Origin of the sequence: Motilimonas sp. 1_MG-2023 (assembly GCF_030547455.1) — a bacterium.
GTDB lineage: Bacteria > Pseudomonadota > Gammaproteobacteria > Enterobacterales > CBDFNC01 > Motilimonas.
The window spans coordinates 101,938-126,589 of the sequence record NZ_JAUOPX010000010.1 but is presented as its reverse complement, the minus strand read 5'-3'; the positions used below and the strand labels follow the sequence as shown (position 1 = coordinate 126,589).

Genomic DNA, 24,652 nt, shown 5'->3' with positions numbered 1-24,652 from the left:
AAAAAATCAAATTAGAATTTTTTATTTATCAACTCACGATGAATGGAAAAGAAGTCGGTAAGGAGGTCATCTTGTTCCTAAACCATCCAAACATGAGAGACAGCAAAATACTCGTTATTGATGATGCGCTCAATAATGTACTAATGCTAAAAGAAATCCTCAAGGGTTGTGGGCAACTATTTTTCGCTGAATCTGCCAAAGAGGCCATTGAACGCCTACCTAACTTGCTACCTGATATCATTTTACTCGATATTGTGATGCCCGAGATGGATGGTTGGGCAATGTGTGAATACTTAAAAAATGATGCTCGCTATGAAAACATTCCAATTATCTTTATCACCGGTCATGATGAAAAAGAGTATGAGAAGCTATCTCTCGAATTAGGCGGTATCGATTTTATCAGTAAGCCATTTAATCCAAAGATTTGTCGGCTAAGAGTACAAAACCACCTTAAGTTGCACTACCAAACAAAGCTTATCAAGCAAGGACGTGAGCAACTGCAAAAAATGGTGAAACAAGTACCTGTGTTAATCACTTATTGGGATGTAAATTGGAAAAATTTGTTCAGCAATGATTACCAAGGCACTTGGTTTGGCTTGCCGCATATGCCTGAAGATAACGTAGGAATGACAAATATTTTTCCTCACGAACTATGCCAAGCTATTCAAAGCCAAGCTACCAACAGTGATGAGGTTAACTTCTTTGTCGAAGCAAAAGTAAATGGCCGAATAAAACACTATCAAGTGTTTCAATCTCCTTTCCAACAGGTTGGGAATACTGGCCGTTTCCTAGTGACCCTAATTGACGTATCAGAAGCTAAAGAAGCAAAAATGGCGCTTTACTCGGAGAAAGAACGCTTGCGGGTAACACTAAATTCAATCGGTGATGCTGTTATAGCCACAGACGATCGTGGCTGTATCACTTTTATGAACCCGATCGCTGAACGCCTGACGGGTTGGCGCTTTTGTGATGCAAAAAAACAGAAAATCGACAGCATCATGCCACTCCAAGATGCCAATACGAAACGGCCTTTGATGAACCCTCTATATTTGGCGTTAAAAGAGCAACGAATTTTAACCATGGCTCTAAACTGCGAGTTAGTAACAAGAAGTGGAGCCACTATTGCTGTAGATGACTCAGCGGCTCCGATAAGAAACTTAGATGGCGAAGTGATAGGCGCAATTATGGTTTTCCATGATGTCAGCGAAGCGATTGCAACCGCGATGGCGATGGCGTCAAAAATGAGCCACTTAGCAAATCATGATCAACTTACCAACTTACCTAATCGGATCCTGCTCCAAGATCGTTTATCTGTTGCTTGTTCGGCAGCCTTCGCCGCCCAAAAGAAAGTCGGTTTATTATTGATCGACATCGATCATTTCAAATATTTAAATGATTCTCTCGGTCATCATTTTGGCGATGAACTCATTTGTCTGATGGCCAAACGACTCAAAGCCTTACTCCCTGAATCCTATACCTTAGCACGTTTAGGTGGCGACGAATTTGTCATTCTGATGACAGGAATACGCTCACCAGACTTAGTCTCTGCTCTTGCCGATAAGATAGTGGAAAACATGCATGAACAGTTTAAGCTAGCCGAACAGTTTTACAGCGTTTCTGTTAGTGTCGGAGTAAGTATATTCCCAGATGATGCAGAAGATACGGAGCAGTTGATGCGCCATGCAGATGTTGCAATGTATCGAGCCAAACAAGAAGGCCGTAATAGGTATAGCTTTTTTTCCAATGAGCTTGAGGCTGCCCTGTTGCAACGTCATCAACAAGAAAAAACCCTTAGAGCGGCTTTAAAAGACAATAATATACTTGTTTATTATCAACCTAAATACGACTTAGTCAGTGAGCGTATCGTCGGAGCTGAGGCCTTAGCTAGACTACAAGGAGATGATGGTACTATCATTTCACCGGCTCAATTTATCCCGCTAGCGGAGGAGTCCGGCTTGATAGTTGAATTAGGAGAGCAGGTACTTTACAAAGCTTGTCAACAAGCCAAAAATTTGCTTATCAATGGTGCAAATATTCCGATATCTGTCAACGTGGCTGCTGCGCAATTTGCTTCACCAGAGCTAGAGCAGCACATTCTGAACGCATTATCTCAATGCGGTTTACCTTCTTTTATGCTGGAGTTAGAAATTACTGAAACAGCCTTAATGATTGATCCTGCGCTTACCCAGAAAAAGTTAAACAAACTAAAAAACCTAGGGATAAATATTTCAATCGACGATTTTGGCACTGGCTACTCAAGCCTTTCTTATCTTAAAACATACAATGTCGATATCATGAAAATAGACATGTCATTTATTAGAGACATGCTAAGCAATACTCATGATTATGAAATAGTCAAAACTATCATAACTTTAGGCCAATCAATGGGGTTACACCTAGTGGCTGAAGGCGTTGAAACCAAGGAACAACGTAGTGCACTGATTAAGTTAGGATGTCCGACTGCACAAGGATATCTTTATAGCCCACCCATCACAGCCGAACAATTTATAAGTCTTATTAAGTCAGAGCAGCAGTAAGGTAATGATGAGCCAAAACAAGTATCAAAACCCCATCATCAATAAATACATTCCTCCTATGGGCGGTCTTTTATTGATGCTGATAGTATGCATAGGGCTCTATTTTGCATTTGCACTTTATGCTGAACAAAGCATTGTTGCCCAGCAATCAGCAAAATTATTGCAGGCGAATACAGCCAGTTTAAATACCTTAGAACGCCGAATAGCGGAAAGCAGGAATAAAGTACAATTTTTACATGCTACCCCACCAATCAGTGGTATTAGCCGCGCAATGTCCCATAATGGGGTTGATCCATATGACGGCACTACAACCGAGCAATGGAAAATAAGGTTACAGACAATATTTATTGCCTTTGTTCAAAATAATCCTGAAATTCGTCAAATCCGACTAATTGGAAAAAATAACAATGGTCAGGAAATTGTCCGCGTAGATCGCCGAGCGGGTAAAGTCATCGCAACACCCGATGAGTTACTTCAGCAAAAGGGGCAGTCTGACTACTTTTCAGCTATCGCTAAGTTACATCCCAATGAAGACTATATTTCAAATATTAACCTTAATCGTGAATATAATACGATAGAAACACCAATTTGGCCGACCATTCGCATCGCGCAGCCCATCTTTGATGAAGAGTATGCTTTTTTTGGTTTTGTAATAATTAACCTTGATGCATCCCCACTATTAAGTCTTTTACAGGAAGATTTTAGCCACTCTGGTATGGCTTTTTATTTACTGAATTCAGAAGGCTACTTTATCTCCGCTCCGAAAAAAAACTTATTGTTTGGCTTTGATCTTGATAAGCCAAAAATGAAATGGGACGTACTGACTCATGGAGCACCAATCCCTAGCTCTGAAGAAATTGTTCGTGTCGTTTTTGAAGGTAACAATCACCTCATGGTTGGCAGTAAGATGATGCTGTCGACACGTGAAAATCGCTCTTTGTACTTAATCGCAGCGCAATCAGAGTCAGCATTACAGGCAATCTGGCATAAGCAACGAAATAGCATCATTTTTCTTATCATCGTTATTTTCACAGTGGCAATAACCATCATATTTGCTTACCAACGCTATTTGAATAAGCTCTTATCTCTCTATCAAGATCAGTCTCGTTATGAAGCGATCATTGCAGGCTCATCAGACGCCATCATCAGTGTCGACAAGCGTGGCAATATCCTTAACTGGAACGACTCAGCTTCTTTTATGTTTGGGATGAGTGAAAAACAAGCAAAACTTAATAAAATCAATGACATTATTATTCCGACTCAACAAAGCAGACAAATTTCTGAGTCGTTATTACGTAAAGTCATCAAACAAAACACCCCTATAACTTTAGAGTTAGAAACTGCCACTCACGGCGCAGACCCGCAAACTCTTAGCATTAACCTCTCCCCTGTTGTGACGACTAACACGGCTATTGAAGCCACTGTTGCAGCGCTAATTAGGGATATATCTGAATCCAAAATTTATCAACAAAAAATCCAAGCTATCAATGATTCACTGGAAAAACAAGTCGCCGAACGAACCAAACAATTGGAGCTTGCCAGCCAAGAGGCTACCGCCGCAAATAATACTAAAAGCGCATTTGTAGCCAATATTAGTCATGAGATCAGAACACCTTTAAATGGTATTGCTGGAATGCTTGAACTACTCGGACGAAGCAATTTAACTACAAAGCAGCACCAGTACCTTAGTATGGCAAAAAGTAGTATTTCAACCTTGAGTATTTTGATTAATGATTTACTTGATTTAACCAAAATTGAATCCGGTAAGCTGGATATTGAACGAACCCCACTAAACCTTATTGAAACCGTCAGTGCCGTCGTTGCGACCATGGCTCTGAAAGGAAATGAAAAAGGGCTATCACTTTATCTAGATTGTACTGAAGTTAATGCTGAGCAGCTGATATCCGATGCTTACCGTATTAAACAGATCATCACTAACTTACTTGGCAATGCCATTAAATTCACTGCTCAAGGCCATATTATTATAAAAGTTATCAGCCAACAGCTAAACCAAAAGGACCAAGTGAATATCACCATATCGGTAACCGATACCGGTATTGGTATCTCTCAAGAGCAACAGCGAAAGCTATTTAAACCGTTTAGCCAGGCCAACACGACAATAGAAAAAAACTTCGGCGGAACAGGTCTCGGGCTGTCCATTTCAAAACAGTTGGCTAATCTACTTGGGGGCGATATTAGTGTTTCAAGTACCCCGGATCAAGGCAGTACCTTTACCCTTTCTATACCTGTTGAGGTTGACATGGATAATGACACAGGGGGCCTAACGCCATATTTATTAGGAGTAAAATGTACACTGGTACTTTCAGATGAAAAAGAAAAGAGCATTCTCGCCAAACAGCTACAGCGATGGAAAGCAGAAGTCACTGTTCAAGACACTACAGCGACTTTATACACACTAAGTAATGATAAGTTGCCGGATTTACTAATCATACAAAACAACCTTATTAATGAAGAATTTGTCTCTTGGTTCATGGGGTTACCGGCTAATAAGCCGTGTAAGTTATTACTTATTTGTGACGGCAAGCAAGAGACAAACCATCTAATTGAAGAAGGCGAAAGCTGCATTTACCTAACCAAGCCGATACTACCATTACATTTTTTACTTTCTTATCGGCAATTGAATAACCCAGAGTTAAAGTCCACTCATTCGGAGCGTTTAGTCGATCTCACAGCAGAAGCCGTTACTAAGCAAAATTATAAAGTTTTAGTGGTTGATGATAATGAAATCAATCGTTTTGTTGCCAAAGGCTTGTTAGATGTATTCCCAATCACGCTGTACAGTGCTAAAAATGGTGCAGAAGCGCTCGACTTACTCAAAACGATGCAACATAAAGATGATTTACAACTTATATTAATGGATTGCCAAATGCCAGTAATGAATGGGTTTGATGCAACAAAACATATTCGTCACGGTGAGGCTGGCGAGTTAATTAAAGATATTCCGATTATAGCTATGACAGCTGGCGCCATGTCTGGCGATAAAGACACTTGTTTGCAGGCGGGAATGAATGACTTTATCGCCAAACCTATCGACCCCATTATTTTTGAGAAGAAAATAAAGCATTGGCTAAATATAACGGATGTAACAAAAACGGATTAACGCCCTCATTCAGGAGGCCATACTTTAGTAATAATGGTGAATTTATGAACATTCTTTACGCAACAGATAGCACATTAAAGAAGCATATTGGTCGTTTGAATTATACTCGCTCAGACTTAACCGAGGCAGTTATCGCAAAATTGAAGTTTGCTTATACATACACCCAGACAAGCTGTGCAATAGGTACAACGGCTATCTAATTAAACGGAACCGCCGTTGTACCGTGACTAAAGTCCTATTAAATTTCTTTAAGCTGCATTCAAGTCTTGACCAACAAGTAATGCTTCCAGCTTCTCATGTACCGCTTTAATCACCAATGATTTATGGCTTTCAATAAAAAAGTGCCCGCCATCAAACATGATTTCATTTAGTTTGCCCGAGAAGTGCAACTGCCAATCTAACAATTTGTCTTGTGGAACCCCTTCATCATTAACCCCACCAAAAACCGACAAACCGCAATCAAGGGCGGGTTTAATGTCACTTTGATGGTTTTCCACCATCGCAAAGTCAGCACGTAACATAGGCAATAGCATTTCCATAAAGTCGGCGTTATTTAAAATTTCATCGGGTGTACCACCAAATGATCTTAGTTTTTCAATAAACGCTGCTTCTGCTAGTTGATGGATTGGCGAGTCGGTATTTTTGTAATGCGGCGCTTTTGAACCAGAAGCAATAAAGTGAACCGGTAATGGCCATTGTTGTTGTCTAAAATATTGAACGAGCTCGTAACCTAAACGACTGCCAAAGCTGTGCCCCATGATCACATACGGCACCTTAAGCAGTGGCTTCATTTGACTAGATAAATCAACCACTAACTGTGATAAGTTAGTATAAGGCGCTTCACTTAAACGCATCCCCCGTCCCGGAAGCTGAACCGCCACCAACTCTACGTCGTTAGGCAGTTCATCTGCAAACTGTAAGTAAGTAGTACTGCTGCCACCCGCATAAGACAAACAGAATAGCCTTAACCTAGGGTTAACCTTAGGTTTAGGTACATGAAACCATAACTGACTCATAATGAAACACATCCTTTTAAAAAAAGCTCGTAATATCTTACAATTACTGCTTTAAATATTGTTTTTTGTCACTACTCCTAGCTCATATTGAGCCTGAGCATCAGGTGATAGTTTTGATATTGACGCAACACTCATCTCTGGAGTTTTACCCATGCGCCTGACCTTAGGTAACATAAGGCCTAATAGTGCAAATGTAATGATCAATGAACCAGCTGACATAACTACCCATTGATTACCATAATGTTTGTTGAAAAAGCCTGCTATCGCGCCAGAAAGGGGCATTAAGCCTAAAATACAAAACATCAATACCGACATCACCCGCCCCATATATTCATTCGGAGTACGGCGCTGAAACCAGGTAGTACCGGCAATCATAATAAATCCGGTTGCTATCCCCATCACGATCAAGCAAATTGAAACAGATATTAAACTGGCACTGACAAAGCCGAGCAAAAATAAGCTAATGCCAGACGTCAAATCACCAATCAAAACAAATAGGCCCAGTTTATCCGGCGCTGGCCGTAACCAAATCGCCATACCAGCCCCTATTAATGTCCCCACGCCGATCATTGCATATAAAGTACCGTAACCCGCCTCGGTTAAAGATAAATCAACCTTGGCGATCAAAGGTAAAACAGCAAGCAACGGGCCATGCATAAAAAAAGAAATTAAAATTAAATAAGCTAATACCAGCCTTATTCCCTGATCAAGCCAGCAAAACTGCATACCTTGAAATACTAAGGTAAATAGCCCCTTGGTGCTTCTCGCAACTGGTTTAACCTGAATATAATAAAGTAAGCATATTGATATCAATACCAACCCAGCATCAACAACAAACGCCAGAGCCAAACTTGTCGAATCATATTGCTCTGGGTTAACTTGATTGAGATAACGCATCAGCCAAATCAACCAACCTGCCAATAGCGGCCCGACAATTTGTGCTAACTGAGACGTGCCCATCACAATACCATTTGCTAACCCTAACTCTTCGTCTTTACAAATAGATGGCAAAATAGATTGGCTAGCGGGAATACCAAACGCCCCCAACGTCCCCAAAATCAAACCAAATACACATAATACAGGGATAGGGGTTATCTGTAGATAGACACATGCTGCTAAACACAGCATCACACCGATACCAAATTGTCGGGATCGAAATAACACCAATAAAGGTGACCAACGGTCGGCTAGTGCCCCGCCAAATAAAATGAAAAAACCATGGGGCAAGCTGAAACAGGCCATCACAATAGACATTAGAAAAGCATCATTATTAGTCTGGCTGAGAACCAACCAAGGCAAAGCAACCATGGTGAAATAGCCACCCAATTGGGCTAACGATACGCTGAGCCAGTGCAATATGAAATTTTTGTTCTGCAATAAAGACATCTGAGCAACTTATAGCTGTAGAAAAGAATAAAAGGGGCTATAGCCCCTTTCTGTTGCGATTACAACCATTAGAGCGGTGTATTACAAGAGCCCACTGGCGCCCAAACATCCCACTGGCGAGAGCTTTCAGGCCACTGTGCATTAGTCCACCACTTAGCTTGGTACTTCATACCGTTAAGCTGGACGATATCCCCTGCGGTATAAACATCACCGTATTCCCAGGTGGCTGCACCATCGCAAGTATTTTTACTCATACCATACCAAGTAGTTGAAATTTCAGGCCAAGTACCAATGGTTAATATATCATCAGTGTGGGGCATCACTTGGGCTTTTTCTTCATCAGTCCAATGGCGATTTTGTGCCTGATGACAACTTTGACAGGTTGAGGTTTGTCCACCCCATTTGCGATCAGCAAGGAAGAAAAAATTAGGGTCATCACTAGGATCGTCATTATGATAACGCTCAGCAATGGCCTCTAAGTTGTTTTCTCTATGTAGCCAAGCCTCTTGCCCAATAGTCCAGTTCTCAAATTCAAATGCTGGGTTATAGCGATAAGTAAGCAAGGTTCTTGCGTCCTCAATTGCTCCAAGTTTCACTAAGTAGTCGGTATAGCCCACGATCATGCCCAACAAATTAAATGAAAAACGCGGTCTATCTAAACAAGTTCTTACCTCAGGACAAGAAGTCGTTAAGACACTTCCCCAAGCAAAAAATCCTTCCATGAAGTTTTCTGTACTGGTAAAAAAACTGGTCCCCACAGTGAAAGAGTGAAACATCGGATGTAAATTAAACCATTGTCGATGCTCATCATTAAGGGCTAATTGTGCATTATCATCTTGATGAAGTTGCGCCAGCCAACCTCTGTCCATCACCGACAAACCACCAAGAATAGGGGCAAGTCTAAAGCGTTCATTAGTGCTATCTTGCTGCCAAGCGGATTCCATGCGTTTGGCCATTCTTAAGGTATAGTCGGAGAAATAACTCGCGATTAGAAAATTATGCAACGCACTTGGGTCGTCAAAGTCTGCTTCACCGCCAATCCAAGTGTTAACGGCTTTATTTAAAAATGCCGTAAATATATTACTTGGTTCCTGTGCAAAATCATCTAGCAGTGCAGCTGCTGTTTCAAAGCGACGGGATTCGTCATAGTTAAAAGTTTCATAAAACTGTTGGTGCACGGCCTTGTCTTCATTATTAGTTAAATTGACTGAAGAAAAGTATGGGTGCAATTTAGTGCTGTTTATTTTCTTTAAGCGTTTGGTCCAACGCTCACTTTCATTTAATTCGTCAACCCGATTAAAAAAATAATCAACAAGAATACTGTTTTTTAATGCTTGACCTTTACTAGGCACAAGCCACTCATTAACGAGTGAACGATTTAAATAATATAAGGCGAGAAATTTAGCTAAAACAGCGTCTGTAGGACTATCTAAATATGCAGTCAACGTTTGACGTTCAAAATCAGACATCTCAAGTTGACTACCTCGTGGGAGTGGCGTGATATAGTCTGAAATTTCATCGGCTAAACGAGCGTAATTTAGATCTACTTCAGTATTAAGGGCTAGTCCGCTTAGCTTGGGATGATTAGCAAACAACGCGAGTGTTTCGCTCGACACACTAATACCTGCACCATTTTGTTGCAATTGGTTAATGATTGCCAAAGGCGCTTCATTATCTGTATTTGCTAATACATAACCCGAAGTTAAAGTACTGGTCATTAATAGCGATAACGCTAGGGGTTTAAATATCATTTTCACTTTTTTTCATCCTTAATTAATAAAGGTAATGAGTAAGCCAATCACTTATTACCCATATTATTTCCATTAGGCTATTACTAGCCAGTCATCATCATTTTTTATTTTATCAACCGAGTCAGTTCATTTAGAAAATGCTCTGCCAACTTCTCGACTGTCTCTTTTTTATATAAGGTATCACTGTATGAAAAAGTCACTTTAACTTGTCCCGCAACGACATGGGCTAAAACATATATTTTCCATTTTCGGGTTAATTTTTTATCGCGCCAAATATTGTGATGATCAACCTCATCATAAGAAACCAATCGAAAATCACCCGATTCTTCGGGCTCTAATGACTCAATATCATCCAGTAAATTCATAGCAATATCAGCTCGAGGAATATTTTCCATAAGCTGCTGTGATGTCGCCTCTTGGCTTAAATAACGCAATAATGGAAAAGACTTTAATTCTTTTGACGCAAAGAAAAACTGCTGCGAAATATTCTCTAATTCATCTGCTACAGTGTTACCAAAAGAGCAATGAAATGGCGTGGTATAGACATCGGAAAAATAGCCAACAAGTCGACTTAGGTTCTGACCAACTTCTTCGTCTCGCCTCCCGTGTCGTTGAATATCCAAATTCACATACTGGCTTTGTGTAAAATGGGCAATGGATTTAACCAACGCCGTCACCATAGCAGAACGCATACTAACTTGATTTAACTTAGCCAGAGCGATTCGTAGCGCTTGCGTATCTTGCGCCGATAGCTCAACTTCAAGACCTTGGTTGCTGGAAACCAAGTTCGTACCCGGGTAATCAGTCGGCAAAGGTTTAGCTTGTTGCCAATCAATACTCTGAATAACAGCTAACTCAGGTTGCATCTGATCAGATTGAGCATAATTTGACAACGCTTGAGCATACGCAGGATAGGTAACATTTTGCTCCGGTAGCGTCACTTTGCCGCCCTGCTCAAGTTGCTTGTATATGGATAAGAAATCATTCTTTAACACACCAGATGAAAAACCATCTATTAGGGCATGATGTATAGTAATAACTAAATAAGAATGGTCTGCTTCGCCGAAATTTAATAAACACACTTGAAATGGATTACTTGTTAAGTTAATTGACAGCTGGAGCTCAGCCATAACTTCTTTTAGTTTTTCACTTTTAGTCAACTGAAATGAACTTAAATCAACTGTTGATAACTGATAATCTTGGTGTGCAATAATATTCAATTGCTTGGCGCCTGAAGATTGAATATTAATTCTTGCTCTCAATACACTATGGTATTTGATCAACAAATTAATGGTTTCATTAACGCGACCAATATTGAACTGCCCCGTTTTAAACTCAATAACAATATTGCTATTCCAGTGATTAATATCCCCCTCATAGCCTTCACCCTGTGCAAATTCAAACATTTCATGAATACTGGGCAATAAAGGAATATTGTTTATTTCGCTAGCGCTGAGTTGATGAAGATCAACTTGGGCTTGTTGTTGAATCACTTTTGTGAGTTGTTCAACTGTTTGTTGTCGATGTATGTCTTGCGCTTTAATACTAAAGCCAAGATTAGATAATTTCGAAGCTAGTTTGATTAAGGTTAAAGAGTCACCTCCTAGATCAAAGAAATTGTCCTTTATCCCGATGGCTTCCAAACCAAGTGTTTCCTGCCAAACTTGGCAGAGTTGTGCTTCGAGAGGCGTCGTTGGCGCAACATACTCCCCTTGCACTTGACTTAAGTCAGGGGCCGGTAACCCTTTTCTATCCACTTTGCCATTCGCCGTCAGTGGCATAGCATCAAGTAACATTAGGCTGCCTGGCAACATGTAATCTGGCAGCTGTTCACTCAAATAACTGCGCAATTGATGACTAAATGCCGCTACATCAACCACCCCGTCACTGCTCACAACATAGGCCACAATCAAGTCTGGATCGTTTTGTGCCATGACCACACATTGCGCCACCGCTGGGTGCTTCACTAAGCATTCTTCTATCTCACCCAGTTCAATCCTAAAACCACGGATCTTCACTTGATGGTCTAACCGACCGAGGTATTCCAACTCACCACCACGCTGATACCGTACCAAATCGCCAGTGCGGTAAACCCGCCCTAATGGCGATGACCCAACTGTAAAGTTGATGAACTTCTCCGCCGTTAGCGCATCACGGTTTAAATAACCTTTCGCTAGTCCTGCTCCGCCAATTAATAGCTCACCCGCGACACCCATTGGCACCGGTTGCAACTGGTTATCCACCACATAAAACTGGGTATTGGCAATCGGGCGCCCTAAGGTGATCGGCGTGTCTACTGATAATGCTTGTACTGACGACCACACACAGGTTTCGGTAGGGCCATACATGTTCCACAAGGCGATGTGACTTTGTTGTGTTAACGCCGCTTTTAATTTACTGCTTAACGCCTCACCACCACACAACACTTTGAGTGGCTGCTGGGCGTACCAGCCGTCATCAATCAGCATGTTCCAAGTGGCCGGCGTGGCTTGCATCATCGACACTTGATGGCTATCAAGCAATTGGCGCAGCGCACCTGGCTGGGAGGCATCATCTCGACTGGCAATCACCAATGTCGCACCACTGATCAGCGGCAAGTAGAGCTCTAAGGTATGAATATCAAACGACAGTGACGTGACAGCCAACAAGGTGTCATCATGACTCAGGCCGGGTTTATCTTGCATCGACAGCATAAAGTTGGTCAGCGCGCCATGTTGAATCATCACGCCTTTAGGCTGACCTGTTGAGCCTGAGGTATAAATCACATAGGCCAAATCCTCTGCGCTAACGGCAACTTCATCAACATTATGTGATTCGTAGTCAGACACATCAGTGGTGTCTAAATCAACCACGGTTTGCCCATCGACTGTTAACACGTCACGTAAGTGACTTTGCGTGATCACCACTTGGGCACCACTATCAGCCAACATGTAGGCCAATCGCGCCTGGGGATAATGAGGATCTAAGGCCACGTACGCCCCGCCCGCTTTGAAGATAGCCAACAGCGCCACCATCATTTGTTCACTGCGCTCAACACAAAGTCCGACAAGGCTATTTCGACAAACGCCCAAGGACCTCAAATGACGCGCCAGTTGATTGGCTTGTTCATTTAGATCTTGGTAACTCAAGGTACGCTGTGCAAAGCACACCGCCGTTTTCGTTGCATTGGTATCTGCTTGCTGAGCAAACAGATACGGCAGCGGAGAATCAGGTAAAATAACCTTGGTGGCATTGAGTTCGGTCAGCAAATATTGCGATTCTGACGCCGATAACATCGGCACATTAAATACACTCACACTCGGCTGTGATACTAAACCATCCAGTAAAATGGCAAAATTTTCCGCCATTTTTTCTATGGTTTCGCAGTAAAAAACATCTCGGCTATATTCCCAGTTGAGTGCCAATCCTTGCGGTGTTTCTTTTACATATAGTGTTAGATCATACTTAGCTTTATGCTCAGGATAAGCCAATTCTGTTACCGTTAAATCCGGTAAAGTAATATTAGTTTGCTCATTATTTTGTAACACCAGCATGATTTGAAATAGTGGCGTATGACTCACACTACGCTCAGGCTGGATAACTTCTACAATTTGCTCAAACGGTACCTGCTGATGATCAAAAGCGTCAAGACAGGTTTGTCTACTTTGCCCAAGTAGCTCAGTAAAACTAGGCTCACAACTCAAATCGGATCGAAGCACTAAGTTATTGACAAAAAAGCCAAGTAATTGAGCCACTTCCGCTTGCTCACGGTTAGCAATGGCTGAGCCAATTACGATGTCTTTCTCATTACTAAAACGAGATAAAAACGCTGCAAAGGCCGCGTTAAGTCCCATAAATAATGTTGCTTCATTGTGCTGACAAAGACCACGTAAGCCATCCGCGGTTTTACTTGAAATGGTTTGAGTCACATTTCCACCACGAAAACTGGGCAAATTTGGCCGTGTAAAATCCAATGGTAAACTGTGTACGCGGGGTAAGTCAGCAAGCTGCTGCTGCCAATAGCTTAACTGTTTTGTTAAATAATCACCTTGTAACCATTCTCGTTGCCAAATGGCATAATCAGCATATTGCACCGGCAACGGCGCAAGTGGATCCCCCTCTCCTTTAGCAAACGCTTGATAAAGCAGGCTGAATTCTCGCATTAATAAGCTAACAGACCAACCATCTGATGCAATATGATGCAGCGTGACCAGTAGCACATGATGTTCGCTAGCAAGAGTAACTAATGTTGCACGTAACATGAGATCACGTTCAAGATCAAAGCCGTTCTCCAGCTCATTTTGCATTATTGACTCAAGATCCGCCTGCTGCTCTGATGCGGTTAGTGTCGCTAAATTTACCCTATTAATACTAACACTTACCTGTTCATTAATAACTTGCACGGGCTCGTGTTGAGGATAATTAGTACGTAATACTTGGTGGCGCTCAACCAAGGTTGTCATGGCTTTGGTTAACGCCACGTTATCGAGCTTACCTTTAAGCTCGATTACCGTTGGCATATTGTAATGAGCATTGCTGCCTTCAATTTGATTTAACAGCCATAAACGCTGCTGGGCAAATGAAAGCGGTATCGGTCCCTGTTTTTCATACGCAATAATAGCCATGCTCTGTTGGCTGGTTTGACTGTTAATCGTTTCTACTAACGCCGACACGGTTTGCGCTTGAAATAGGGTTTTCACTGGCAACTGAAGATCAAACGCCTGATTCACCTTAGCAATGACTTGGGTTGCAGTAAGTGAATGGCCGCCCAATTGGAAAAAGTTGTCTTGTAACCCTATCTGCGGTTGTTTCAGTACTTGCTGCCAGATCTCACAAATCTGCCGCTCTAGCTCGCAATTTGGCGCAACATAATCTTGCCCTTGGTTTAAGTCTGGTTGTGGTAAGGCTTTACGATCTATCTTGCCATTACTATTGAGTGGCAGCTGCTCAAGACACATCATGACACTTGGGATCATGTAATCTGGCAATTGCGCAGCTAGATGAGCGCGCACCGCCTCTATTAGCACTTTTTGCTCAGTCTCAACCAAGGTTTTGCTCGCAACAAGATAGGCCGCTAAATAGGGTTGGCCCGGTTTATCTTCGCGCACTAATGCCACACACTGCTTAACGCCGTCGGTGTTAAGTATTTGTTGCTCTACTTCGGCTAATTCAATGCGATAACCACGTATTTTCACCTGGTCATCCGCTCGGCCTAAAAAGACCAGCTGACCATCTGACTGCCAGCGCACTAAGTCACCGGTTTTGTATAATCGAGTGGCCGGCTCGCCCGTGATTAATGTGTGTTCAATAAAGCGCTGTGCCGTTAAATCATCACGATTTAAGTAGCCGCGGCCAACACCATCCCCCGCAATATAAAGCTCCCCTACTGAGCCAACAGGCAACAAGTTTAGATTGGCGCCTAGAACATACAACTGAGTATTGGCGATACCGCGGCCAATGGTTAGCGGCGCGTTAGGCTCAATCACTTGCGCACTGGCACAAACAGTGGTTTCACTCGGACCATAAGCATTGATTAAACGGTAACGCTGTGACCAGCGCTGAGCTTGCAGTGGGTCGCACGCTTCGCCCGCCACAATAAGTGATTGCAGCACATAATTAGCCTCAATGTCTAAGTGGGGCAATAAGGAGGGCGGTAACGTGGCATGAGTGATTTTTTGCTCAACCAGCATCTGTTGCAGCAATGCAGGGTTGGTGCGGCTGTCATCACTGCAAATATGCAGCGATGCGCCATGCATTAACGCCATCAGCCACTCAAACGTTGCCGCATCAAAACTAAACGAGGCAAATTGCAGCACTCTGCTTTGCGCTGTGACTGAAAACGCCGATTTCTGGCCAAAGGCCAAGTTCACCGCGCCGCGATGCTCAAGCAATGTCCCTTTTGGCTTACCCGTGGTGCCCGAGGTGTAAATCACATACGCCAACTGACGACAGTGCTGTTCATTCATCTCAAGATCTGACGTCTTTTGACTTGATATTGCATCATTGGCTTGCTCTAACACCAAGGTGTCAACGTGACGGCCTAAGTTAACTATCTTGTCGCCGATGTCTTGCTGCGTGATCACCAAATTGGCCTGACTGTCGTCAAGCATAAAGGCTAAGCGCTCTGGCGGATAAAGCGGATCAAGGGGCAGATACGCGCCACCCGCTTTTAAGATAGCCAAAAGCGTGACAACGGTGTCGACAGAGCGCGCTAAAGAAACACCGATTAACTGCTCTGGCGCTACTTGGTACTGCTCACGTAAATAATGCGCTAGCTGATTCGCTTTAGCATTTAATTGCGCGTAAGTTAATTGTGTAGTGGTATCGGCAACAGCTAACTGATCGGCAAATTCAACTGCTTTTTGTTCAAACACCTGTTGTAAGCAAACATTATCCGGATAGTGTGTCTGCGTATCATTCCAGGCCACGAGCTGCTGGTGAAGCTGAGCTTTTGAGAATAGCTCTAAATTAGATATTTTTACTGTCGGTGCAGCCATACATTGCTGTAACAAGTGCTCAAAATGCGCCGCCATACTGGCAATGGTGTCATGATCAAATATATCAGTGGCGTACTCCCACGAAAGCTCAAGACCAGTCTCAGTTTCAATCACATCTAAACTTAAATCAAATTTCGCAGTTTGGCTTTGTTGCTCAACAGGGGTTATTTCCATGCCCGCCAAGCGAGGGATCCCCGCCGCGTTGTTTTGCAATGCCAACATCACTTGAAAAATTGGGCTAAGGTTTAGATGGCGCTCAACCTGCATTTGCTCAACTAAGTATTCAAATGGCGCTTGTTGATGTTCAAACGCATCTAACAAACAGTCACGACATTGTTGCAACAGTTCATTAAAGCTACATTGTTGTTTTAGCTCTGTTCTTAACGCTAAGCTATTAACGAAGAAGCCGACTAAAGGCGCCAGTTGATCATTATCTCGATTCGCCGTCGGCGTGCCAATCACGATATCGGTGTCATTACTGTAGCGCGACAATAATGATACTAGTCCTGCATGGAGCAACATAAATAGGGTGACGCCCGATTGTTGTGCGAAGCGATTCCACTGCGCCGTGGTGCTAACATCAAGCTTCCTGACAATGGTCTGCCCTTTAAACGAGGATGCCTTAGGCCGCGCTTTATCAAGTGGCAGACTATGCTGACCGGAATGTCCGGCTAACTTTTCACGCCAATAGCCAGTTAATTTTTCAAGTGTTTCGCCCGATAACTCGGTACGCTGCCACCTTGCATAATCACTGTATTGAACCGGCAACTCTGGCAGTGCTGGCGCGCGGCCAGCACTAAAATCATTATATAGGCTAAACATTTCGTCACACAAAATGTGACGCGACCACCCATCAGACGCGATATGATGCATGGTAAGCAGTAACACAAATTGCTGCTCTTGCTCCTTTACTAAAGTGGCCCTAAGCATAAGCTCAGTGCTTAAATCAAACGAGCACTGTGCGTCTTGTTCAATAAGGGCCGCTATTTCTTCTTTGCGTGTCGCCTGATCAAGCTCGGTCAAGTCAATTTGTGTTAGCTTAAATGCCCAGTCATCACTGACCACTTGCTGCACCGTTTCATCTTCATTAACACGATATACAGTGCGTAAGATCTGATGCCGAGCACAAATTTGCGCTATCGCCTGCTCCAACGCATCCACATTTAACATGCCCTTAAGCTGCAAAGCCGTCGCCAAGTTGTACTGGCTACTTTCACCATCAATTTGATCGATCAGCCATAAACGTTGCTGCGCAAACGACAGCGGTCCAACTGGCTGTCCCGTTGCCGCAATAGCACTTAACGGCTTGGCTACAACTTTCTGTTGCTGCGACGTTAAAAATGCAATCAGCTCTGCTTTATTCGCCTTTAGTAGCTCAATCGTGGCACTGGATATTTCACTTTCGGCATGAATATCAATGCCGCCATCATCGTTGAGTGACAGCGAGATAGCTTCGCTTAAACAACGCTCAACTAACGCTTTCATACTCATATGCTCACCTTCACTTTTTGCGACTCACGTACTACTGAAATAGCCTCTTGTGCGACCTCTTGCGCAGGCGAGGCGTGGGCGAGAATAAAGTCAGTCATCGCATCGACACTGGGGTGTTTTAAAATCAAGGTAGCAGGTAGCGGTAAATCAACACTTGCTTGTAAGCGGTTTTTCAAATCCATGCCCATTAATGAGTTCAAGCCATATTCAAACACATTGACGTTAGGCTCTAAGTTTTCACTTGAATCAAGACCAAGCACCATGGCCAAGGTGTCAGTTACCTTTTCCAATAAAATTTGGCGCTTCTCATCCCCTTCACTGCTATTAAATCGTCCCAAGAAATCATCTAACTGACTGGCGTCGGCTAAATCAAAGAACTGACTAAATACCGTGGCTTGGCTAGGATTAACCTGTTGATTGAATATTTTTGACCAATCAAGATCAAACACCCCAGCCTGCGCCATGGATGATTGCATCAAGTGCGCCATCGCATGTAACCCAGCATCAGGTGCTAACGCTGCCATACCGGCATTATTCATCCGTTTAATATCTTCACTGGCTAAGTTAGCCGCCATACCAGCTTCAGCCCACGGTCCCCAGTTAATTGACAGCCCAGGTTTTCCCTGTGCCCGGCGGTAAGCACACAAACCATCCATGTAGGCATTGGCGCTGGCATAGTTGCTTTGCCCTGCCCAGCCAACGACGGCGGCAATGGAAGAGAAACAAACAAAAAAGTCGAGTTCAATAGCTTGGGTAGCTAAATGTAAGTTCCAGCTGCCTTGAATTTTCGGCTGCAGCACGCGCTGATACTTTTCATGGCTCTGCTGCATAATAGTGGCATCGTCTAAGACACCCGCTGAATGAATAATGCCTCCCAGTGGGTATGCCCTGCCATTAATTTGCTCAACAACACGTTTAACGTCACCCAGCTGGCTCACATCCCCTTGCAACGTCAACACCTCTACGCCCAATTCACGCACCAATTCAATGGCATGCAATGCGTCTGGTTTAGGGGCGCTGCGGCCCATTAACACAATCGACTTCGCGCCAGACTGAGCCAACCAAGCCATAATTTCTAGGCCTAAACCACCTAAACCGCCCGTAACTAAGTAACTCTTTTCGCCTGTAATCACCTGCTCTGGCACCGCTTTTAGCACTTTGCCACTACGTTGGCTTAGATCGAGCAGCACTTGGCTATCTTGCTGCTGCAACTGCAACGTTACTTGAGCCAAGTTGTTTAAAGTGAAGGTCTCAAGTGGCGCAGACACCTGATGTAACTCGTTGTCATCAGCTTGGAGCAGTTGCATACTTTGACTAATTTGACGAGGACGATGCGTGATTAATGTTGCGAGATCCAACTTCACATAACGAATGTCATGTTCTTGTAAAGCATTAAACAGCGCGACATTCCCGCTATCAGTCAAATTAACAAACAAACCTGCTGGTTTGATTAATTGAGCAATACGCAGCGGCTGTGGCCCTGTTGCAAAATTAATCACAGCATCCACCTGACTAACGGCAAAACCTTGCAATAAATCGGCTAATGCTTGCGTTTGATGTGATTCGCACACCCCAGCAACGTCTACATGATTGAATAATGCACGCTGCTCTGTATCTGCAACAGTTACAACAACATTCACACCTTGCTTAGTGAGCTGCTGACATAAAGCAATTGCAGCTGCAGATGTGCCTTGATGTACAAGGACGGTGCCCTTCTCATCCGCTAAAGCAGTTAGAGTCATTTGGTTAATCAGTGCCGCTTTTAGTGCACCTAAATCGAGCCTAGATTGCGCCTTAATCACTAAATCAGCACGGCAAATAATCGATGATGCTGGTGGCTGCGTCGTCACTGAAACAACAACCTCATCTAAGCTAAAGCCTGACACTTCTGCGCCCATTGTTACAATGCGTCCCTGCACAGCATAAACTTGCGCTTTACTCGCATTAGTCTGACTAGACTCAACCAAACTGGATAGCTGTGCTGATTCAAGCACGACTTTTTCCAATTCAATAACCAGCTCGTTACCCGCGAGCAGCGTCGGCTTTTCTGCCAAATATGGCATTAAGGTTTTACCTTGCTCCGCATGATGAAGGCCCAATTGATAGTGGGTTGTGTCCGTCATTGGCACAATATAATGTTGATTTTGTGCGATGGTCTCATGTTTGGTGCGCTGTAAACGATGCACAAAACGACCACTTTCGCGCAGCGATAACTCTTGCTCAAAATGCTGACTGTTGACCTCATCTGTGAGCAGGTTTATCACCGCCTTGTTCGCAGCAATATCAAGATCGACCAAACTTACTCTATATTCAGGATGCTCTGAAGCCAATACGCGAGAAAACCCCCATAACGCCAGTTGCTCTGGGCGTGGTAAGCATTCATCCTGCGGAAGTTGATACGCGCCTTGAGTCGCAATGTAAATTGGCAAACCTTGCTTCCAGCTGACGCTATTTATGCCTTGAAAAGCGTCTAACGGCACGATCGTACTGTGATCGCAAGCAGGTGATAAATGTTGCTCTTGATTAATCGCGCTATTAAGTCCCCACAAGTAAATAATGCCTGTCACCTGTTGCGACATCACTTGCAGTTGTTGACTCAGTTCAGCCGATGCTTGCTGTTGGTAAGGTACGTTGGTGACTTGATGGCCAAGGGCTTCCAGTTGCGGAGTGAGCGCTGCGGCAACACCTTGCTCATCAGCAAACACTAACCAATGACCAGGCGCTATCTTGGTCGTTTCTGATGCCTTATCTTCAAGCCATTGATAGTGATAGGTAGAAGCGAGTGTCGCTTGCTGATCTTGCAGTTGTGACGTATTAGCTTTTAGCTCAACGCCAATTAACTCTATCAACGTTTCACCCTGTTCATTCAAAATGTAAAGATCGCCTTTAATTTCGTGGGCATCTTTAAATTTAGTTTGCAAATAACCGTAGCAGATCTCTGTTGGCTTGCGTAAATAGTTAATCAGGCCAATTTTCACGGGTAAATACGCGCTGCTGATGGTAGCGAATAGGCTTTGAAATGCGCCATCTAAAATCGCTGGGTGCAGTAGGTGGTTCGACAGCTGACCTTCTAGCTGAGTAGGTAATTTAATTTTAACTAGGCTGTCCATGTCGTCATGCCAAGCGTGGACAACGCCTTGGAAACAATCTAAGTAATTTAAGCCGAGTTGATGACAGTGTTGGTAGAAATCAGCTTTACTTTGCTGGGCGCCAAGTTGCCCTTTTATCGCAATTAAATCAAAAGTTTGTTGCCCATGTGGTACAACATCATTACTGATGCGACCTTGGCTATATAATGACCATTGACCGGAGTCTGGATGACAGGCCGAAATGGTAAATTCTCCCGTCTCTTGTTGATAAACGGTTTCTAAGGTTTGCGTTTGTTCCGGTGAAACAAAAAATGCGCGCAGGAATGCAATGTTCTCAATACAAAAACCCGCATCACTTGAATCAGGTTGAGATTTCGCCACATTGAGGGCCATTTCAACATAAGCCGCACCGGGGTAGATAATTTCGTTATCGACTTGGTGATCGATAAGGTAGCTTTGCTCTTGTAAATCTAACTTGTTTTGCCAAAGGGCAGCAGTGGAGGTCAGTCGGCCACCCAGTAATGGATGTAGGCTGCGCGCAAATGCACCTTGAGGCTGCGTGTTATACAAGCGCGCTTGTTTCACGTCTTCATGCTCTTGCCAATAGCTTGCATGTTGCCACGCATAATTTGGTAATTGCGCAGGCGATCCCATAGCTTGGTATTGCAGCTGCCAATCAACGTCAACACCATGACAATGTAAACTGGCTAAGGTATTGGCCAACATTAAATTATCATCCGCACCGCGTTTCATGGTCGGGATCACGATGCCCGCAACCGCCTTAGCACTTTTAAGGTTTGCTTCGATTGAACTTCCTAATGCGGTATGGGGTGCCACTTCAATGTAGCTAGTCAAGCCATCTTGACTCATCGCCTCAATGGCGGCTTTGAATAATACCGGCTCTCGGACATTGTCAGCCCAGTAGGCCGCATCCCAATCACCTACTTGCGTTAATTTACCTGAAACCGTTGAATACAGCGGCGTATGCGGCGTTGTCACAACAATATCGTTAAGGGCATTGATCAGCGGCGCTTTTAATTGGTCCATCACTGGGCTGTGATAAGGCACGCCTACTTTTAGAAATCGCGCAAATATTCCTTTGCTATCTAATTGATTAAAAATATCCGTTAAGCAGTCCGCATCGCCCGATAGGGTAAGCGCAGTTTCACTATTGATGGCGGCAATGGAAACTTTATCACTAACATTAGCTAAGTAAGGTGCCACCTCTTGCTCTGTTAGTGCGACGGCGAGCATTTTCCCTTGCCCTTCGGTGGTCTGCTGCAGCTGACTGCGGTGATAGATAACTTTTACTGCATCGTCAAAACTTAACGCGCCCGCACAATAAGCGGCAGCGACTTCTCCAGCGCTGTGTCCGGCAATAGCGTCGGCTTTAATACCCCAGCTAGCGAGTAGCGCCACTAGTGAAACTTGAACAGAAAAAATGCCCGGTTGCGCAATTTCAGTATCATAAATAGCATTAGGTTTTGTCTCATCGGCAATCAGCTCAACCAATGACCATCCTGTATAGGCTTGTATTGCATCACTACACTTGTCCATCATGGCAGCAAAAACAGGCTCTTTTTGGTATAACTGCATGCCCATTTGCGGCCAAGTAGTCCCCATGCCTGAGAAGATGAATGCCAAAGGCCCTGAAGCTTGTGGCGTCACTGAATACTGCGCATAATTATTCGCGGGGGTATCGTTAATAAAGTCTGCTAGCCCTGCCAATACTTGCACTTTATCTTGACCATTAACCACTAAACGATGTTTAAAATGCTCGCGACTTAATGCCGCCTCGGCGCAAATGCTATCAATCGAGACAGCTTCATTTGCGTTAATATGGTTAATAAAAGCCTGTGCTTGTCCTTTCAGCCCTTGGCTTGTTTTAGCACTCAAGCATAAGCTTTGAATGACTTTAGTGGTTGCATCTTGGTCATTTTTTACAGTGACCTGAGGCGCTTCTTCTAGTACTACGTTTGCATTAGTACCGCCAAAGCCAAATGAATTGATAATGGCTTTTTTAGTTTGTCCCGGTGCCACAGGCCATGGTTTATTTTCACTGGCGATCTGAACGTTTAACTCGGCTAGATTTATCGCCGGATTAGTGTTGTGATAATGGATGTTTTTAGGGATCACTCCCCCATTCATCGCCATCACCGTTTTAATTAATCCGGCGACACCTGCTGCTGCCTCGGTATGGCCAATATTGCTTTTTACCGAGCCAATAACACATTGCTCTTGCCCCTGCTGACGTTGCCCTAAAGTCTGCCCGAGTGCATTAACTTCAATGGGGTCACCAACGGCGGTGCCCGTGCCATGGGCTTCTGCATATTGAATATCGGCACCAGTAAAACCCGCCTTAGCTAATGATTTTTTCAACAGCCGTTGCTGTGCATCGCCATTAGGTACGGTTATCCCGCTGGTCTGTCCGTCTTGGTTAACCCCAGAAGCCTTAATTACTGCTAATACATTGTCACCATCTGCGATCGCATCACTGAGTTTTTTAACCACCACTAGGCCAGCGCCTTCACTGCGCACATAACCATTGGCAGAAGCATCAAAACTTTTACATTGGCCATCGGGAGACAACATCGATGCTTTACAAATCGACATGGTTAACTCTGGGCGAAGTAGAATATTGACACCACCGGCTATCGCGACGCGACTGTCTCCGGTTAACAGGGATTTACAGGCCATGTCTAAGGCGACCAATGAAGAAGAGCATGCCGTGTCTAAAGTGACACTTGGCCCAACAAAGTCAAAACAGTAAGAAATGCGGTTAGCGGTCAGGGTCATTGATGGCCCCGTCGCAGAATGGCTTGCGATCATGCCATGGGCGGCTGAGTCCAGTTGAATTTGCTCATAATCATGCATGAACTGACCGATAAATACGCCTGTGTCACTGCCTTTTAACGTCCCCGCTTTTAGTCCTGCATTTTCCAAGGCTTCGTGAGTCAGCTCAAGTAGCCATCGGTGTTGTGGGTCGATATGGGGGGCTTCTATCGGTGAAATACCAAAAAATTGTGGATCAAATTGGTCTATGTCCGCAATGAAACCACCACGCTTAACATACATGCGGTTAACTTTGTCTTTATCACTGTCGTAATAAGAGTTGATGTCCCAGCGATCGGCGGGCACATCAACAATGCCATCGCCACCCGCTAACAAGAAATCATAAAATTGAGAAGGTGAATTTACGCCACCGGGATAGCGACATGACATGCCGACAATAGCGATATCATTACTATTTGTATTTTCATTTATGTTCATATCATCAAACTCTTATATTTAGCAGTCAAAATTTTCAAATGAGGGTAGATGTTAAAATAAATTATGTAAGTTTAAGCGCTTTAATTATGTTTTAAGTCAGTAAGCATGTATTTCTAAAGAATGAAACTACGTACTTAGATAAAGGTAAGATTTTTTGTTAGATAGGAAATATGTTGCCGAACTAAAGCAACCCAAATAAAGCAATAAAAAATAAATTAAAAAGCTCATAACAACCAATTCACAATCACAACAGAATCAACTGACAACATACTAAACGACACTTTTTAATCATTCAATACACCTTTTTAAACATTTGATTAACTAATTATTAACACAAGGCCACCCTCTATTTCTTTGAATTTATTAGCTATATAAATTAATAATAATGGAATGATAAACCACTTAAATACTTTTAATTGGGATTTAACGCCAGAAAAGACTAGTAACATAAAGGTCACTAACAAACATTAATAAGGTTTTTTATATGCTGAACATGCTGTGAAAGTAACAATTAA

7 protein-coding genes are annotated in these 24,652 nt (G+C 43.4%); 2 read left to right on the top strand and 5 right to left on the bottom strand.

Translation table 11 applies throughout. The annotated features are described in order from the left end of the window. Positions 1–71: 71 nt before the first annotated feature. Positions 72–2,537, top strand: coding sequence for an EAL domain-containing protein (locus Q4519_RS07660; protein ID WP_303511337.1), 2,466 nt, complete (start codon positions 72–74; stop codon positions 2,535–2,537). Positions 2,538–2,541: 4 nt separating this feature from the next. After that, a complete protein-coding gene (locus Q4519_RS07655) occupies positions 2,542–5,658 on the top strand; it encodes an ATP-binding protein (protein ID WP_303511335.1) in 3,117 nt (1,038 codons plus the stop codon). 248 nt (positions 5,659–5,906) lie between these two features. On the opposite strand, the gene Q4519_RS07650 is transcribed toward Q4519_RS07655, so the two are convergent. From Q4519_RS07650 to Q4519_RS07630, 5 genes are all read right to left on the bottom strand, one after another. Further along, entirely contained in the window at positions 5,907–6,674 is a 768-nt protein-coding gene (locus Q4519_RS07650) for a thioesterase II family protein (RefSeq protein ID WP_303511333.1), read from the bottom strand. A gap of 51 nt (positions 6,675–6,725) precedes the next feature. Further along, a complete protein-coding gene (locus Q4519_RS07645; RefSeq protein WP_303511332.1) occupies positions 6,726–8,060 on the bottom strand; it encodes an MFS transporter in 1,335 nt (444 codons plus the stop codon). Between the two features lie 68 nt (positions 8,061–8,128). Beyond that, on the bottom strand, positions 8,129–9,817 hold the full coding sequence (locus Q4519_RS07640; RefSeq protein WP_303511331.1) for a hypothetical protein: 1,689 nt from the start codon (positions 9,815–9,817) through the stop codon (positions 8,129–8,131). A 98-nt stretch (positions 9,818–9,915) separates the two neighbouring features. Then, positions 9,916–17,778 carry a non-ribosomal peptide synthetase gene (locus tag Q4519_RS07635; protein WP_303511330.1) on the bottom strand — a complete coding sequence of 2,621 codons (7,863 nt, stop codon included), beginning with the start codon at positions 17,776–17,778 and terminating at the stop codon, positions 9,916–9,918. After that, positions 17,775–24,137 carry a type I polyketide synthase gene (locus Q4519_RS07630; protein ID WP_303511328.1) on the bottom strand — a complete coding sequence of 2,121 codons (6,363 nt, stop codon included), beginning with the start codon at positions 24,135–24,137 and terminating at the stop codon, positions 17,775–17,777. Before Q4519_RS07630 ends, Q4519_RS07635 begins: the two co-directional genes overlap by 4 nt. Positions 24,138–24,652: the final 515 nt, after the last annotated feature.